The following is a 15,766-nucleotide window of genomic DNA, read 5'->3' on the forward strand; positions in this document are numbered from 1 at the left end:
TCACGCAGCCGGATCGAGCCGGACGGCGATACCCGCCGCCGCCATGCGGGCCTTGGCCTCGCCGATCGTATGCTCGCCGAAATGGAAGATCGAGGCCGCGAGCACCGCGCTCGCGCCGCCTTTCGTCACGCCCTCGACCATGTGGTCGAGCCCGCCCACGCCACCCGAGGCCACGACCGGCACCGGCACCGCATCGACTACCGCGCGGGTGAGCGCAAGGTCGTAGCCGTCGCGCGTGCCGTCGCGATCCATCGAGGTCAGCAGAATCTCGCCGGCGCCGAGATTAGCGACTTCGGCGGCGTAGGCGACCGCATCGAGCCCGGTCGGGCGGCGGCCGCCATGGGTGAAGACCTCCCAGCGGTCGGCCTCGCCCTCGCCCGAGACCTTCTTGGCGTCGACCGCGACCACGATCGCCTGCGCGCCGAACTTCTCCGCCGCCCGCGCCACCACGGAACGGTCGTTCACGGCAGCCGACATGATGGAGACCTTGTCGGCGCCCGCCAGCATCAGCGCCCGCACGTCCTCGACGGAGCGCACGCCGCCGCCGACCGTCACCGGCATGAAGCAGTTTTCCGCCGTGCGTCGGACGACGTCGAGCAGGATCGCCCGCTCCTCATGGCTCGCCGTGATGTCGAGGAAGCAGAGCTCGTCGGCGCCCGCCGCATCATAGGCGATCGCCGCCTCCACCGGATCGCCTGCGTCGCGCAGGTCGACGAACCGCACGCCCTTCACGACACGGCCGTCCTTGACGTCCAGGCAGGGGATGACGCGGGTCTTCAGCATCAGGCCGCCCTCGCCGCCCGCACGAAGGCCAGCGCCTCGCGGCCGTCGAGCCGTCCGTCGTAGAGCGCCCGGCCGGTGATCGCGCCGGCAATGGCGGCGTTCTCGGGCTCGAGCAGGCGGCGGACGTCCTCGATGTCGGCGAGGCCGCCGGAGGCGATCACGGGGATCGTCACCGCCGCGGCGAGTTCGCGGGTCGACTCCAAGTTCAAGCCCTTCAGCAGGCCATCGCGGGCGATGTCGGTGTAGATGATGGCTGCGACGCCGGCGTCCTCGAACCGCTTTGCGAGATCAAGGACGGTCATGTCGGAGACCTCGGCCCAGCCCTGCACGGCTACGCGGCCGTCGCGCGCGTCTACGCCGACCGCGACCTTTCCGGGATGCGCCTGCGCTGCGGCCTTCACGAACTCGGGGTCGCGCACGGCGGCGGTGCCGAGGATCACGCGGCTGACGCCGCGCTTCAGCCAGGCCTCGACAGCCTTCATGTCGCGGATGCCGCCGCCGAGCTGCACGGGAACGCCGGACGCGTCGAGGATGTCGTCGACCGCCGCCGCGTTGACGCTCGCACCGGCAAAGGCGCCGTCGAGATCGACGACATGGATCCATTCGAAGCCGGTTTCGGCGAAGGTGCGGGCCTGCGCGCCGGGATCGCGGCCGTAGACGGTCGCGCGGTCCATGTCGCCCTCCTTGAGGCGCACGACCGATCCGCCCTTCAAGTCGATGGCGGGATAGAGGATCACGGCCGCCACTCCACGAAGTTCTTCAGAAGCGCGATGCCGAGGCGCTGGCTCTTCTCGGGATGGAACTGGACGCCCGCGACGTTGCCGCGCGCGACAAGCGCCGTGACCTCGCCGCCATAGGCCGCGTCCGCCACGACGTCGTCGCGGTCATCCGGCGTCAGATGGAAGGCGTGCAGGAAATAAGCGTGCAGGCCGCTTTCCCCAAGCGGCAGGCCGCCGATGAGTTTGTGGTCGCGATGGGCGCGGAGCGTGTTCCAGCCCATATGCGGCACCTTGAGCCGGTCGTCGCCCGGCTCGATGCGGACCACGCGACCGGGAATCCATCCCAAGCCCTCGGTCGTCTCGAACTCCTCGCCAACATCAGCGAGCATCTGCATGCCGATGCAGATGCCGAGGAAGGGTTTTCCGCGGGTCCGCACCGCTTCGTCCAGCGCCTCGCCGACGCCAGATGCGTGCGCGAGCGCCGCGCGGCAATCCGGGAAGGCGCCGTCGCCCGGCAACACGATGCGGTCGGCCTTCGCCACCACGTCCGGATCGCTCGTCACGACCACGTCTTGCCCGCCGGCGCGCAACAGCGCCTTCTCGACCGAGCGCAGATTGCCCGCGCCATAATCGACCACCGCGATCGTCAACGCGCCGCTCTCGGCTGGGGAAACACGCCGAGCACGCCGGGCGGCGCCGGACGATAGGGAGCGGAACCAGCCGAGGCGGAGGGCGCCGGCCGCTCCTCAGGCGTCGTAATCAGCCATTCGCGGAAGAACACCGCTTCGGCCTCCTCCGCGCTCCGCGCGAGGACGGTCGCGACGGAGCGATAGCCCCTCTTCTCCAGCGCCCGGCTGCGCAGCCACGAGGCCTCAAGGCCGACCGCGACATTGGGCAGAGCGGACAGGACGAGCGCAACGCCCTGCGACAGCCCGAGCGCAGATACGATCAGCGCCAGAATGGCCTGGACCGCGACATAGACGGCGAGTGCGAGCCAGCAGCGCCGGAACGGCAGCCAGAGGATCGGGACGAGGAAAGCGATCTTCGAGAACCCGTCGCGCAGCGTGACGAAGCGCGCCGCTCCGTCGAGCGTGCGCTCGGCGCCGCCCGGGGGCTCGAAGATCGTCCAGTTCCGCATGCTCGAAGCCATGGAAGTTCCTAGAATTTCACGTGGCGTCTCGACAAGACCCGCCGCCGTCATGCCCGCCTTCGAGCATCCACGCCTTGATCATCAAGCAAAGCGCCGGAAGAAAGACATAGATGCTCGAGAGAGAAATGCCGGTGGACGCCGAGGTGACCGGACCGCGAGGCGGCGCCCGCTCGCCTTCAATCCCCGAGCCGCTCCTTCGTCGACGGCAGGCGGTCGCCCGCCCGCGGGTCGATCGCGACCGCAGCCTTCAGAACGCGCGCGAGCCCCTTGAAGCAGCTCTCGGCGATGTGGTGCGCGTTCGCGCCGTAAAGCGTCTCGACGTGCAGCGTCACGGCGGCGTGGGTGGCGAAACCCTGGAAGAACTCGCGCACGAGCTCGGTGTCGAACTCGCCGATCTTCGGCGCCGGAAACGCGGTGCGCCAGACGAGGAACGGCCGCCCGGAAATGTCGAGCGCGACGCGGGTCAGCGTCTCGTCCATCGGCAGCAGAACGTCGGCATAGCGCGTCAGGCCCTTCATGTCGCCGAGCGCCCTGCGCACGGCCTGACCGAGCGCGATGCCGACATCTTCCGTCGTGTGGTGGAAATCGACCTGAAGATCGCCCTTGGCGGATACGTCGAGGTCGATCAGCGCATGGCGCGCGAGCAGCTCGAGCATGTGGTCGAGGAAGCCGATCCCGGTCGCAATCCTGGTCGCGCCCGTCCCGTCTAGGTCGACGGTCAGCGTGATGTCGGTCTCGGCCGTCTTCCGGGTGATCTCGCCCCGCCGCATAGCCCGTGTCTCTTTTCCAAGGAAATCAACGGCGGCTGACTATCACGCCCGCAGCGCGCGCGCCACGCCTTCGCGAGCGACGGCGGTCGGGAAGGCGTGGCTGTTGAACAATCGACAAGTTTAACGATCCGCTGACGCTGTTCTACGGCGTTTCAACCATCCACGACTATTTGCGGTATGATGATATTCTGTCGGATGAGGCGAAGGCGCGCGGTTCATGGCTCAATCGGAAGCGGCGCGGATCGAGGCCCTCCGCAATCTCGGCATTCTTGACACCGCGCCGAGCGAGAGCTTCGACCGCATCACGCGCATGGCCGCCCGGATCTTCGACCTGCCGGTCGCGGCGGTCTCGCTGACGGATAGCGACCGCCAGTGGTTCAAGTCACGTGTCGGCGTCGATCATTGGGAGCTGCCGCGCGAGAAGGCGCCATGCGCGGAAGTCGCTGAGAACGCTGAAGTCGTCCTCATACAAGATCTGCTGAAGAGCGAGAACTATCACGACAGTCCGCTCGGCAAATCCGGCGTCCGGTTTTACGCGGGCGCCCCCTTGGTCACCCGCGAGGGCCATGGTCTTGGCGCGCTGTGCGTGGTGGGGCCCAGTCCTCGAAGCGCCACGGACGAGGAGATCAGCGCGCTGAAAGATCTCGCGGCCATGGTCATGTCGCAGATCGAGATGCAGCACGCCTTCGGACGGATCGACCCTGAAAGCGGGCTGCCGAACCGGCATCAATTCTTCGAAGATCTCGAGGACCTGGCGCGCGACCATGCGGGCGAATGGCGCCATGCGGTGGTCGTGGACCTTCTGAGCGGCGACGACCTGACCAACCTTCTCCGCGTCGCCGGGCCGTCGGCCCTGGAGAACCTCACGGCCCGGTCCCTTCGCGCGATCCGCGCGGCGCTCTCCTCGGCAAAGCTCTACGCCGTCGGCCAGACGCAATACGCCTTCGTGGTCGAAAGCGCCGAAATCGGCGACGTCTTGGCGATCGTGGCGCAGATCCGCGACGAGACGGCGGGCCGCGCGGACACGATCGACGCCGCTTTCACCGCCAACACGACGATCGGCGTTGCGCCGGTCGAACTCGGCAAGGTTTCGGCGCGGGACGTTCTGCGCATGGCGAGCGGCGCCAGCCATGACGCACGCGACGCTGGCGAAGCGATCGGTCTCTACAGCCGATCGTTGGACGATGCGCACCGGCGCCGATTTTCCATGCTTGAGAAGCTCCGTCGCGCTCTCGTCGAAAACGCCGGACTTTCCCTCCATTTCCAGCCCCGCGTCGATCTCCGCTCCGGCGGCTGCATCGGAGCTGAAGCCCTGTTGCGCTGGACCGATCCCGAGCTGGGTTCGGTGTCGCCGGCGGAATTCATCCCGCTCGTCGAAAAGACGACACTGGCGCGGTCGGTGACGGAATGGGTGGTGGCGGCGGCCGTGGCGCAGGTCGCCGGATGGCGGGCGCTCGGCATCGATCTCGTCGTGTCGTTGAACATCAGCGCGGCGAATCTCGTCGAGGTCGATTTCGCCGACCGGCTGATCGCCGAGCTTGAAAAGGCCAGTCTTCCGAGTTCAGCGATCGAGATCGAACTTACCGAGAGCGCAGTGATCGCGAACGGCGCAAGCGGGTTCGCGCAGCTCGACCAGATCGCTGCAGCCGGAATCCGCATCGCGATCGACGATTTTGGAACCGGCTATAGCAGCCTGTCCTACCTCGAGCGCCTTCCCGCCGACGTCATGAAGATCGACCGTTCGTTCATGGCGAATATCGGCCGGGACGCACGAACAGACACGCTTGTCGGTACGATGATCACGCTCGCGCACGATCTCGGCTACCGCGTCGTCGCAGAGGGCGTGGAGACGATCGAGGTCTACGACTTCCTGGCGGAGAAGGGCTGCGACGAAGTGCAGGGCTATCTGATCGCCCGCCCGCTGACCCCTTCAGCGTTTGTCGACTGGTTCAAGGACGCAGAATCGCGACTTGAGCCGGAGCCGGCGCGTCTTTCTGCGTAAACGCCTCGCCGTTCAGACGCTGACAGCGCGTAAGAAGGCCTGACGCCGACGCATGACCTTCACGCAGGAACCTTAATGCTCGTTTCGCATTCGTGGGATGCGCGCCTACAGTCTGGCGCCGTCCGCGGCTGAAACGTCATTACTCAACAGGAGAAGCCCCATGGCGCAGGCTGCGCCCAAGGCTGCGAACACCATGGCCAAGTCCTCTCCGAAGCCGGTGAAGTCCGATGCCGTGAAGGCGCGCCGCAAGGCGGCGCTCGCGACGCCGACGGACCTCGGCTCCAATGCGACGCGCGACATCCAGGGCGGCATGAACGCGCTGCTCGCGGACACTTTCGCGCTCTACCTCAAGACCAAGAACTTCCATTGGCATATGAGCGGTCCGCATTTCCGCGATTATCACCTGATGCTCGACGAGCAGGCGGCGCAGATCCTCGCCAGCACCGACGACATGGCCGAGCGCGTCCGCAAGATCGGCGGCACCACGCTCCGGTCGATCGGCCACATCGGCCGGCTTCAGCGCGTCCAGGACAACGACGCGGAGTTCGTGACGCCGCAGGATATGCTAGCCGAGCTTCGCCAGGACAATCTGGACTTCGTGAAAAGCGCGCGTGAGGTGCACGACCTCTGCGACGAGCACGAAGACGTCGCCACCGCGAGCCTGATCGAAAACTGGATCGACGAGGCCGAGCGCCGCGCATGGTTCCTGTTCGAGACCAGCCGCGGCGCGTAAACGAGCCTCCCCGGCTATAGCGATGCGGAACGTCATCCCGGCTGAAGCGAGCCGAAACGCCGGGATGACGGCGGCAGGCGTCACCAACTCCGTCCCAGTTGCGAACCGCTCGCGGATGCTTACCTGAGGCTCCGAATTCCTCCCCGGAGCCTTGATGTCCGACATTCAGATGCATGGCACGACGATCCTGCTCGTGCGCAAGGGCGGCCGCGTCGTGATCGGCGGCGACGGCCAGGTCAGCCTCGGCCAGACCGTGATGAAGGCGACCGCCAAAAAGGTCCGCCGGATCTCCAAGGGCGACGTAATCGCAGGCTTCGCCGGCGCGACCGCGGACGCCTTCACGCTGTTCGAGCGACTCGAGGCCAAGCTCGACCAGCACCCCGGCCAGCTGCTGCGCGCCGCCGTCGAGCTCGCCAAGGACTGGCGCACCGACCGCTATCTCCGCCATCTCGAGGCGATGATGCTGGTGGCGGATTCCAAGACCGCCCTCGTCATCACCGGCAACGGCGACGTGCTGGAGCCCGAGGACGGCGTCGCCGCGATCGGCTCCGGGGGCAATTACGCGCTCTCGGCGGCCCGCGCGCTGATTGACACCGACGCGGACGCCGAGGCGATCGTCCGCAAGGCGATGAAGATCGCCGCCGATATCTGCGTCTACACCAACAACAACCTTACCGTCGAAAGCATGGAGACGGAGGGGTAGAGCCCTTGTCATCCCGGCCGAAGCGGCGGAGCCGCGAAGACCCGGGATCGTGCGCGGGATAAAGCGCGCCTCGTCCTGACGTCATCCCGGCTCTCGCTCCGCTCGGCCGGGATGACGTTTTTTCTTACGATCCAGCCGGCGCTTCGGGCCGGCGATCCAACTGGGCCGCATCGCGCGGCGCCGAAAGAAAGACATGACCGACCTCTCTCCCCGCGAAATCGTCTCCGAACTCGACCGCCACATTGTCGGCCAGCGTGACGCCAAGCGCGCGGTCGCGATCGCGCTCAGGAACCGCTGGCGGCGCCTGCAGCTGACGGGGCATCTGCGCGAAGAGGTGCTGCCGAAGAACATCCTGATGATTGGGCCGACGGGCGTCGGCAAGACCGAGATCTCGCGCCGGCTGGCGCGGCTCGCCAATGCTCCGTTCCTGAAAGTGGAGGCCACCAAGTTTACCGAGGTCGGCTATGTCGGGCGCGACGTCGAGCAGATCGTGCGCGACCTCGTCGAAGTCGGCATCGGCCTGGTGCGGGACACCAAGCGCAGGGACGTCCGCGCCAAGGCGGAGCTCGCGGCGGAGGAGCGCATCCTCGTCGCGCTGGTCGGCGCGACCGCGAGCCCTGCAACCCGAGACTCGTTCCGCAAGAAGCTGATGGCCGGCGAGATGGAGGACAAGGAAATCGACATCGAGGTCGCCGCCACCGGCGGCGGCATGATGGAGATCCCCGGAATGCCGGGGCAGGTCGGCATGATCTCGCTTGGCGACATGTTGAAGAACATGGGTGGGCAGAAGAAGACCAAGCGCGTGCTGGTGAAGGACGCTCGCGAGCAGCTGGTGGCGGACGAATCCGACAAGCTGCTCGACCAGGAGCAACTGACGGCGGAAGCTATCCATGTCGTCGAGAACGCCGGCATCGTGTTCCTCGACGAGATCGACAAGATCTGCGCGCGCGATGGCCGCTCCGGCGACGTTTCGCGGGAGGGCGTTCAGCGCGACCTGCTCCCGCTGATCGAGGGCACCACCGTCGCGACCAAGCACGGGCCGGTGAAGACCGACCACATCCTGTTCATCGCCTCAGGCGCCTTCCACGTCGCCAAGCCCTCCGACCTGCTGCCCGAGTTGCAGGGCCGGCTGCCGATCCGCGTCGAGCTTTCTGCGCTGACGCGCGAGGACTTCGTCCGCATCCTCACCGACACGGAGGCGAGCCTCGTCAAGCAATACGTGGCGCTGATGGCGACCGAGGGCGTGACGCTCGACGTCACCGAGGAGGGCGTCGCAGCGCTCGCCGACATCGCCGTCGAGGTGAACAAGAGCGTCGAGAACATCGGCGCGCGGCGACTGCAGACCGTGATGGAGCGCGTGCTCGACGAGATCAGCTTCACCGCCGCCGACCGCGGCGGCGAGACGGTGACTGTCGACGGCGATTACGTTCGGAAGTACGTCGGCGATCTCGCGAAGAACGCGGATCTGAGCCGGTTCATTCTGTGATGGGCCGGCGACGTTCTGCGCCTACGCGCGATTGACACCCCGCCGCCGCCGTCCGAAACGTCCTCGGCTAAATTCCCGCCGGAGCCCAAATACCATGAGCCACGCCGATCTCGCCGCGACCGTTGACGCCGCCTGGGAGCGCCGGGCCGAGATTTCCGGCTCGACAAAAGGCGCCGAGCGGGACGCCGTCGAGACGGCGCTTGGCCTGATGGACAAGGGCGAGCTGCGCATCGCGACGCCGGAGAACGGCGGCTGGACCGTGCATCAGTGGGTCAAGAAGGCGGTGCTGCTGTCGTTCCGCCTGAACGACATGGAGCGCATCCCCGGCGGGCCGGGTCAGGCCTCGTGGTGGGACAAGGTCGCGTCCAAGTTCGACGGCTGGGACGATTCCCGCTTCAAGCAGGCCGGCTTCCGGGCCGTGCCGGGCTCGATCGTGCGCCGCTCGGCCTTCATCGCGCCGAACGTCGTGCTGATGCCGTCCTTCGTGAACGTCGGTGCCTATGTCGATTCAGGCACGATGGTCGATACCTGGGTGACGATCGGCTCCTGCGCTCAGATCGGCAAGGACTGCCACATCTCGGGCGGCGTCGGCATCGGCGGCGTGCTCGAGCCGCTGCAGGCAGGGCCGGTGATCATCGAGGACAACTGCTTCATCGGCGCCCGCTCCGAGGTCGCGGAGGGCGTGATCGTCCGCAAGGGCTCGGTGCTCTCGATGGGCGTGTTCCTCGGCGCCTCCACCAAGATCGTCGACCGCGAGACCGGCGAGGTCTTCATGGGCGAAGTGCCGGAATATTCGGTGGTCGTGCCGGGCTCGCTCCCGGGCAAGCCGCTCAAGGACGGGAAGCCGGGCCCCTCGCTCGCCTGCGCGGTGATCGTGAAGCGGGTGGACGAGAAGACCCGCTCCAAGACCGGCATCAATGAGCTGCTGCGGGACTGATCCGACGCCCGCGAGGAAGGCCATGACCGTCGAGCCACGCGATCCCGTCGCCGTCGCGCAGGCGCTGATCGCCTGCCCGAGCGTCACCCCGGCCGAGGGCGGCGCGCTGGCGCTGCTCGAAAGCCTTCTCGCGCCGCTCGGTTTCGCCGTCGAACGGCCGGTCTTCTCGGCCGACGGCACGCCGGATGTCGAGAACCTCTACGCCCGCCGCGGCGACGGCGAGGCCTTCGTGTTCGCCGGGCACACCGACGTCGTTCCGCCGGGCGACGAGGCGCGCTGGACGAGCGGCCCGTTCTCGGCCGCGATCGAGAACGGCGAACTGATCGGCCGAGGCGCGGTCGACATGAAGGGCGCGATCGCCTGTATGGTCGCGGCCGTAGCGCGCGCGGCCGATGAGGGCATGAATCGCCCGGTCGCCTTCCTCATCACCGGCGACGAGGAAGGCCCCGCCGTCAACGGCACGAAGGCGCTGCTGGAGTGGGCGCATGCGCGCGGAGAAGCGTTCTCCGCCTGCCTGCTCGGCGAGCCCACCAATCCGAACGCGCTCGGCGACGAGATCAAGGTCGGCCGCCGCGGCAGTCTATCCGGCACGGTGACGATCCCGGGCGTGCAGGGCCATGTCGCCTACCCCCATCTCGCCGACAATCCCGTGCGGAAGCTCCCGGCCGCGATCGCTGGCCTGATGAGCGAGCCGCTCGACGAGGGCTCGGAGCGCTTCCAGCCGTCGAACCTTGAAATCGTCGGCGTCGAGAGCGGAGCGGGCGCGTTCAACGTCATCCCCGGCGCCGCGAGCCTACGCTTCAACATTCGCTACAACGACCGGCATACAGCCGAAAGCCTGACGGCGCTGATCGCTGAACGCCTTGACCGCGCGCTTGGGCCAGGCGCCTACCGTCTCGCCTTCGAGCCGCCGACAGGCGACGCCTTCCTCGCGCCGGCCGGCGCCTTCGTCGACGCGATCGCCGACGCCGTCGAGGCCGAGACCGGCCGCAGGCCCGCGCTCACCACCAGCGGCGGCACCTCGGATGCGCGCTTCATCAAGGCGTACTGCCCCGTGGTCGAGTTCGGCCTTGTCGGCCGCACCATGCATCAGGTCGACGAACGCGTCTCGGTCGCCGATCTCGAGACACTGACGCGGATCTACGAGCGCGCGCTCCGCGTAGTCTGAGCATTCAAGGAGCGTGGAAATGCCGATCGCCATCTGGTGCGTGCTGATCGCGGGGCTGATGCCGATCGTCGTCGCGGGCGTGGCCAAGCGCGGCGACCGGAGCTTCGACAACAACGACCCGCGCGGCTGGGAGGGACGGCTGGAAGGCTGGCGAAAGCGCGTCTACGCTTCGCACCGCAACGGGCTCGAGACGTTCCCGTTCTTCGCAGCCGCCGTGCTCTGCGCTTGGACGCAAGGCGCATCGCAGGATTGGGTCGACGGTCTGGCCGCCGCCTTCATCCTGCTCCGCCTCGTCTACCATTGGGCCTACTACGCCGACCGGGCGTCCCTGCGCTCGGCCGTTTTCGGCACCGGCCTGCTCATCACAATCGCGATCTTCCTGTCGCCGCTCTGGAGCGCCGCTCCCGCGGCCTGAGCAGCTACTCCGCGGAGAGCGACAGACCCAGCTCGGACGCCTTCGCGCGCACGTCGCTCTGCGAGCGGCGGAGCCGCATCGCGATCAGCGACGCCGGCACCTTCGCTCCAGCGAGCTCCTGCAGTTCGCGGACGTTCTCCAGCGTCCACGGGCGCTCTTCGGTGACGGTCTCGACCATGTCGTCCTCCATATCTGACGATCGGTGATGGAGACATTGGCGGCCGTGCCCCTCGAAACGAGCTGTAGGCAGGCCTAAAATTTGGGCGTTGAACTCAGCCCTGTTTTGACGCGGAGGCCGCAGGTTCTTCCGGTTCCTCGACCAAGGCTGCCGGCGCCAGCAGGTCGCCTTGGAGATAGTCGGCGCCGAGCGCTTCCAGCATGGCGGCCTCGGCTTCCGTCTCAACCTGCTCGGCCACCGTCTCGAAGCCGAGTTCGCGGGAGAGCGCCAACAACGCCCTGACAAAGGCCTCCGAGTCGTGCGAGGTCGCCATGTCACGGACAAAGGAGCCGTCGATCTTAACGAGATCGATCGCAAGCTCCTTCAGCGCCTTGAACGAGGTGTGGCCTGTCCCGAAATCGTCGATCGCGACGCGGACCCCGAGCGTCCTCAGATCCGCGACGAAGCGCGCTGTCACCGCGATATCCGCGATTGCGGCTGTCTCGGTGATCTCGACCATCAGCCGCGGGGCGAGGTCCGGCCGAAGCGAGAGCCACGCGCCCAGCGCGTCGAACCAGGTCATGTCGCCCGTCGTCGCGGCCGACACGTTGAGCGCGATGCGCGCTTCCGGCTTCTCGGCGAGGTAGGCGAGCGCGAGGTCGAGCACGCGGCGGTCGAGCATGTGGATCAGCCCGACGGCCTCGGCTGCTTCCGCAAGCGGGCCGCCGGCGACGATCCCGCCATCCTCCTTCACGACGCGCACCAGCGCTTCGCTCCACACCGGAACCCGAACGCCGGATCGGAAGACCGGCTGCAAAGCGAGACGGACGCGCCGGTCGTTCAGCGCTCCGATCAGTTCGTCGGCGCGGCGCATGTTGGCGCGGCGCTTCGCCTCCCGCTCTGGATCCGGCGCGTAGATCGACACGCTGGCCGCGGTCGTCGCGGCGTGTCGGAGCGCCTCGCGGGCGCGCGCCGTCATCTCGACTGTGTCGCGCGCGTGGCGCGGGGCCACGACCGCGCCGACCGCGATGCGGACCGCGACCGGTCCGACCGGCGTCATCGCGGGCGCGTCATGCATGGCGCTGGCGAGCCGGCGCAGCGCAACGTCGAGATCGGCGCGGTCGCAATCCTGGAGAACGATGCCGAAGGTCGAGGTCGAGAACCGCCCGAGCGCGTCCGCCCCGCGCATCGCGGCCTTCAGGCGCCGCGATGTCTCGACGATGACGAAGTCGCCGACATCGTGGCCATAGGACTCGTTGATCGCACCGAGATTGGTGATCGAGGCGAGCACCAGCGCGCAGGATCCCTGCAGACGCTGGGCCGAGCTGAGCGTCGCGCCTGCGACCTCGATCAGCCGCGCACGGGCGAGTTGGCCGGTCAGCGGGTCGAAGCGCGAGAGCATCGCGGCCTGCGCAGCGCTCTCGTAGCGCGCGCCCAGGCGGCGCACGACGCCTATGACGGTGACGGGCTCCCCGTTGGGCCCGGCGTTCCATCGTCCGCGATCCTGCACCCAGAGCCGCTGGCCGCGCGGGCCGCTCGACAGGGGATACTCGATCTCGAAGGCGACGCCCTTGCCGCGGTCCAATTGGTCGGCGCCGAACACCGCCTCGCGACGGGTCGTCAGAGCGTCCGGGTCGATGACGGCGGCATAACCGGAGGCGGAGTCGATTGCGGCGGACGCGGAAAGGCCCAGCACCTCGCGCGCCCCGGGCGTCCACCGCAGGCGGTCGCTCGCGACGTCCCAGACATAGGCCGCCTCGCCGATCGCGGTCAGCAGATCGTCCAACGGCCATTCGACCGGGGCGTCGGGTTCGGGCCTACGCTTGGCCTCGGCCATGTTTACCTTCCTCGGAGATCGTCTGTGCAAGACGAATCGCTCGTATGGACTCTAGGCGGAAAGCCCCTAGATTCCGTTACAGAAACACAAACACCTCGTTCTTACTTGGCCGGGGGACCGGAACGCGGACGAAACCGAATTCGGTCAGACAGGTCGAACCCTATGTTGAGCTTGCCGCCGGTCGATAAGGCTGAGCGTCCCGTTCGGGTTTCCCGTCGCATGCGCGACGACGACGAGGCGCAGACACAGCCGGAGCGCCGCGAACGCGTCCAGCCCGCCGAAGAGCGGCGCAAGAGCGGCGGGCGCCGGCGAGAAGACCGCGAAGCCGCGCGCTCGAAGTCCCGCCCAGCGAGAGCCTATGCCCCGCTCGTCGCGCAGTTGATCGCGACCTCGATCGGCGCGCCACAGACCCGCTCCCGCAGGCGGGCGACCGTGCAGGCCGCCATCGACGCTTATGAGAAGGCCGCGGAGCCCGCTCCTTCCAAGGGCGGCTCGACCGCCTGATCGGCCCCGGTCAAAGGAACAAGAAAAAAGCCGGCTCTCGCGAGCCGGCTTTTTTTATTTCGTCGCCCGCGCGATCCGCTCTCAGGCTTCGGCCTTCGGCGTCAGGATCTGGCGGCCGCGATACATGCCGGTCTTCAGATCGAGATGGTGCGGGCGGCGCAGTTCACCGGAATCCTTGTCCTCGACATAGGTCGGAGCCTGGAGCGCGTCCGCGGAACGGCGGTGCCCGCGCTTCATCGGGGAGGTCTTTCGCTTCGGAACGGCCATTTCGAAACTCCGTCAGATCGTCTTTGCGCTGCCGCGAAGGCGCGCCAAAAAGCGGGCGGAGCTTTTATCCCGCCTCGTCGAGGCCGGGCTTATAGCGGCGTCTTGGCCGAAACGCCAGCGGAAACCGGCCGCCGCCGCATCTCCAGCGCTCACCTCAGGCATGCGGCGATCGCCGCCGCGCCGCGAGCGCGCGCCGCGACGATCGCGGCATGAGCGCTCGCCTGCCGTCCGCCGAGCTTCGGATCGCGCGTCACGGGGTTCGGTAGGGCCGCCGCCATCCGCGCCGCCTGCTGGGGAGTCAGCGCTCCCGCGCTTCGGCCGAACGCGCGCCGGGCGCCGGCCTCGGCGCCGAACACGCCGTTCGGTCCCCATTCCGCGATGTTGAGATAGACCTCCATCACGCGCCTCTTCGTCCAAACCAAGTCGATCCAGTGCGCCAGCACGATCTCGAGCGGCTTGCGGAGGTACGGAGCTCCCTGCCAGAGGAACAGGTTCTTCGCGACCTGCATCGGGATGGTCGAGGCGCCGCGGGCCGGGCCGCCGTGCCGGGCGAAGACCCCGCGCAACGCTCCCCAGTCGACGCCATGGTGGCTGCAGAAGCGCGCGTCCTCGGACACCAGCACCGCCTGGGGCAGAGCCGGCGCGATACGGTCGATCGGCGTCCAGACCCGCTCGACCGGTCTCAGCGTCGCCCAACGCGCGATCATGAGTGTCGAGACCGGCGGAACGACGGAATAGAGAAGGGTCAGCAGGAAGGGGAGCGCGACCAGCACGAGCGCGATGCGCCCGAACAGTCCGAGCGGCGAAAGTCGAGGCTTCAGGAGCCGGGCTGTGGAGCTCCGCGCCAGGAAAGCCATCGCGTCCGCAAGCCCCCGTCGCGGCCACGCGCCGCCGCCTCACTCTAGTCGAAACCCCGCGGGCGCAAAGCCGTGGCGGCTCACTTCCTGAGCGCCGCCTCGATCTTCTTGAGGTCAATGATGTCGTTCTGCACGCGGGCTGCGAGCCGCGCGTGAAGCTTGCGGGCGAGCTCCGGATATTCGGTGAACAGCCGGCCAAAGGATTCTCGGGCGATCCTCAGCAGGACCAGCGGCTCGCGGGCGGTGGCGGTGGCTGGCCGCAGGATGTCGGCGACGAGCGCGAGCTCGCCGATCAGGCTCGCGCGGCCCACGACCGTCTCCTTGCCCCCGCGCTCCAGCGTGATGCGGCCCGCGACCACCACGTAGCCGCAATCTGCGGAATCGCCCTCGCTGAACAGCACGTCGCCGCGCGAGAGCCTGACGTGATCGGCCGAGAATGCGATCAGGCGCAGGGCGTCGCGCCCCAACTCGCTGAGCAGCGGCGTCTCGCTTAAAACGCGAATGTCGTCTTCGAGCGCCACCCGTCCCCGCTTCGCACGCCGAACCCCTACTCAGGGAACGAGCTTGTAGCCCCCGGCTTCCGTGACGAGCAGACGCGCATTCGACGGGTCGGCTTCGATTTTCTGGCGAAGCCTGTAGACGTGCGTTTCGAGCGTGTGAGTCGTCACGCCTGAATTATAACCCCAAACTTCCTGAAGAAGGGTTTCGCGTCCAACGACCGCCGCGCCTGCCCGATAGAGGTAGCGGAGGATCGAGGTCTCCTTCTCGGTCAGGCGGATCTTGGCGTTCTTGTCGGTGACGAGCAGCTTGGAGCCGGGCTTGAAGGTGTAGGGCCCGATCGAGAAGATCGCGTCCTCGCTCGCCTCGTGGCTGCGGAGCTGCGCACGGATGCGGGCGAGCAGGACCGCAAAGCGCACGGGCTTGGCCACATAATCGTTCGCGCCCGCCTCGAGGCCGAGGATCGTGTCGGAATCGGAATCCTGACCGGTCAGCATGATGACGGGTCCGCGATAGCCCTCGCGCCGCATCATCTTGACCGCCTCGCGCCCGTCGATGTCCGGCAGGCCTACATCCATCAGCACAAGGTCGACATGCTCTTCGCGCACGATCGCGACGCCGGCGGTCGCGACGCCGGCCTGGAGCGCCTCGAACTCGTCGTGGAGATCAAGCTGCTCGGCAAGCTCGCCTCTCAGGTCCGGGTCGTCCTCGACGATGAGTATCTTGCGCTTGGCGGCCATCGGAAGTCTCTACAGGCCCGTCGCCGGGCGAAGTTCGAGG

At 67.7% G+C, this 15,766-nt stretch carries 19 protein-coding genes; 8 read left to right on the forward strand and 11 right to left on the reverse strand.

Features of this window, described 5'->3' with window-relative positions; all coding sequences use genetic code 11:
- The 5 genes from hisF to hisB all read right to left on the reverse strand — a co-directional run bounded on the left by hisF (nucleotide 1) and on the right by hisB (nucleotide 3,422).
- Nucleotides 1–783, reverse strand: coding sequence for an imidazole glycerol phosphate synthase subunit HisF (hisF, locus tag EYR15_RS15880; RefSeq protein WP_131004554.1), 783 nt, complete (start codon nucleotides 781–783; stop codon nucleotides 1–3).
- Nucleotides 783–1,529, reverse strand: a complete 747-nt coding sequence (hisA, locus tag EYR15_RS15885; RefSeq protein ID WP_205741665.1) for a 1-(5-phosphoribosyl)-5-[(5-phosphoribosylamino)methylideneamino]imidazole-4-carboxamide isomerase — start codon at nucleotides 1,527–1,529, stop codon at nucleotides 783–785. Before hisA ends, hisF begins: the two co-directional genes overlap by 1 nt.
- Nucleotides 1,517–2,152, reverse strand: a complete 636-nt coding sequence (gene hisH / locus EYR15_RS15890) for an imidazole glycerol phosphate synthase subunit HisH (RefSeq protein ID WP_131004556.1) — start codon at nucleotides 2,150–2,152, stop codon at nucleotides 1,517–1,519. The genes hisA and hisH overlap by 13 nt, the downstream gene beginning before the upstream one ends.
- Nucleotides 2,149–2,652, reverse strand: coding sequence for a DUF2628 domain-containing protein (locus tag EYR15_RS15895; RefSeq protein WP_245498360.1), 504 nt, complete (start codon nucleotides 2,650–2,652; stop codon nucleotides 2,149–2,151). Before EYR15_RS15895 ends, hisH begins: the two co-directional genes overlap by 4 nt.
- A gap of 176 nt (nucleotides 2,653–2,828) precedes the next feature.
- A complete protein-coding gene (hisB, locus tag EYR15_RS15900; protein WP_131004557.1) occupies nucleotides 2,829–3,422 on the reverse strand; it encodes an imidazoleglycerol-phosphate dehydratase HisB in 594 nt (197 codons plus the stop codon).
- A gap of 217 nt (nucleotides 3,423–3,639) precedes the next feature.
- Between hisB and EYR15_RS15905 the strand changes: the two genes are divergently transcribed.
- The 7 genes from EYR15_RS15905 (at nucleotide 3,640) to EYR15_RS15935 (ending at nucleotide 10,866) form a co-directional block, all read left to right on the forward strand.
- Nucleotides 3,640–5,424, forward strand: a complete 1,785-nt coding sequence (locus EYR15_RS15905; protein WP_131004558.1) for a bifunctional diguanylate cyclase/phosphodiesterase — start codon at nucleotides 3,640–3,642, stop codon at nucleotides 5,422–5,424.
- Between the two features lie 193 nt (nucleotides 5,425–5,617).
- Nucleotides 5,618–6,157, forward strand: coding sequence for a Dps family protein (locus EYR15_RS15910; RefSeq protein ID WP_131004599.1), 540 nt, complete (start codon nucleotides 5,618–5,620; stop codon nucleotides 6,155–6,157).
- Nucleotides 6,158–6,311: 154 nt separating this feature from the next.
- Nucleotides 6,312–6,860: an ATP-dependent protease subunit HslV gene (gene hslV / locus EYR15_RS15915; protein WP_131004559.1), complete on the forward strand. Its 549-nt coding sequence runs from the start codon at nucleotides 6,312–6,314 to the stop codon at nucleotides 6,858–6,860.
- 193 nt (nucleotides 6,861–7,053) lie between these two features.
- A complete protein-coding gene (gene hslU, locus EYR15_RS15920; RefSeq protein ID WP_131004560.1) occupies nucleotides 7,054–8,346 on the forward strand; it encodes an ATP-dependent protease ATPase subunit HslU in 1,293 nt (430 codons plus the stop codon).
- Nucleotides 8,347–8,440: 94 nt separating this feature from the next.
- The gene (gene dapD, locus EYR15_RS15925; RefSeq protein ID WP_131004561.1) at nucleotides 8,441–9,283 is read left to right on the forward strand and encodes a 2,3,4,5-tetrahydropyridine-2,6-dicarboxylate N-succinyltransferase; all 843 of its coding nucleotides are present in this window, start codon (nucleotides 8,441–8,443) and stop codon (nucleotides 9,281–9,283) included.
- A 22-nt stretch (nucleotides 9,284–9,305) separates the two neighbouring features.
- On the forward strand, nucleotides 9,306–10,451 hold the full coding sequence (dapE, locus tag EYR15_RS15930) for a succinyl-diaminopimelate desuccinylase (RefSeq protein WP_131004562.1): 1,146 nt from the start codon (nucleotides 9,306–9,308) through the stop codon (nucleotides 10,449–10,451).
- 19 nt (nucleotides 10,452–10,470) lie between these two features.
- Entirely contained in the window at nucleotides 10,471–10,866 is a 396-nt protein-coding gene (locus EYR15_RS15935; RefSeq protein WP_131004563.1) for an MAPEG family protein, read from the forward strand.
- A gap of 4 nt (nucleotides 10,867–10,870) precedes the next feature.
- On the opposite strand, the gene EYR15_RS17030 is transcribed toward EYR15_RS15935, so the two are convergent.
- Nucleotides 10,871–11,044, reverse strand: coding sequence for a hypothetical protein (locus EYR15_RS17030; protein ID WP_165455526.1), 174 nt, complete (start codon nucleotides 11,042–11,044; stop codon nucleotides 10,871–10,873).
- 94 nt (nucleotides 11,045–11,138) lie between these two features.
- A complete protein-coding gene (locus tag EYR15_RS15940; RefSeq protein ID WP_131004564.1) occupies nucleotides 11,139–12,860 on the reverse strand; it encodes a GGDEF and EAL domain-containing protein in 1,722 nt (573 codons plus the stop codon).
- 219 nt (nucleotides 12,861–13,079) lie between these two features.
- On the opposite strand from EYR15_RS15940, the gene EYR15_RS15945 reads away from it, so the two are divergent.
- The gene (locus EYR15_RS15945) at nucleotides 13,080–13,364 is read left to right on the forward strand and encodes a hypothetical protein (RefSeq protein ID WP_131004565.1); all 285 of its coding nucleotides are present in this window, start codon (nucleotides 13,080–13,082) and stop codon (nucleotides 13,362–13,364) included.
- Between the two features lie 81 nt (nucleotides 13,365–13,445).
- Here the strand turns inward: EYR15_RS15945 and rpmF are convergent, their stop codons facing one another.
- The 4 genes from rpmF to EYR15_RS15965 all read right to left on the reverse strand — a co-directional run bounded on the left by rpmF (nucleotide 13,446) and on the right by EYR15_RS15965 (nucleotide 15,726).
- Entirely contained in the window at nucleotides 13,446–13,631 is a 186-nt protein-coding gene (gene rpmF, locus EYR15_RS15950) for a 50S ribosomal protein L32 (RefSeq protein WP_131004566.1), read from the reverse strand.
- A gap of 149 nt (nucleotides 13,632–13,780) precedes the next feature.
- Nucleotides 13,781–14,488, reverse strand: coding sequence for a transglycosylase domain-containing protein (locus EYR15_RS15955; RefSeq protein ID WP_131004567.1), 708 nt, complete (start codon nucleotides 14,486–14,488; stop codon nucleotides 13,781–13,783).
- Nucleotides 14,489–14,568: 80 nt separating this feature from the next.
- Entirely contained in the window at nucleotides 14,569–15,009 is a 441-nt protein-coding gene (locus tag EYR15_RS15960; protein WP_131004568.1) for a cyclic nucleotide-binding domain-containing protein, read from the reverse strand.
- A gap of 30 nt (nucleotides 15,010–15,039) precedes the next feature.
- Complete coding sequence (locus EYR15_RS15965; RefSeq protein WP_131004569.1) at nucleotides 15,040–15,726, reverse strand: response regulator transcription factor; 687 nt, start codon at nucleotides 15,724–15,726, stop codon at nucleotides 15,040–15,042.
- Between the last annotated feature and the right edge of the window lie 40 nt (nucleotides 15,727–15,766).

The sequence above is a fragment of the Hansschlegelia quercus genome (genome assembly GCF_004310425.1).
GTDB classification, from domain to species: Bacteria; Pseudomonadota; Alphaproteobacteria; order Rhizobiales; family Methylopilaceae; genus Methylopila; species Methylopila quercus.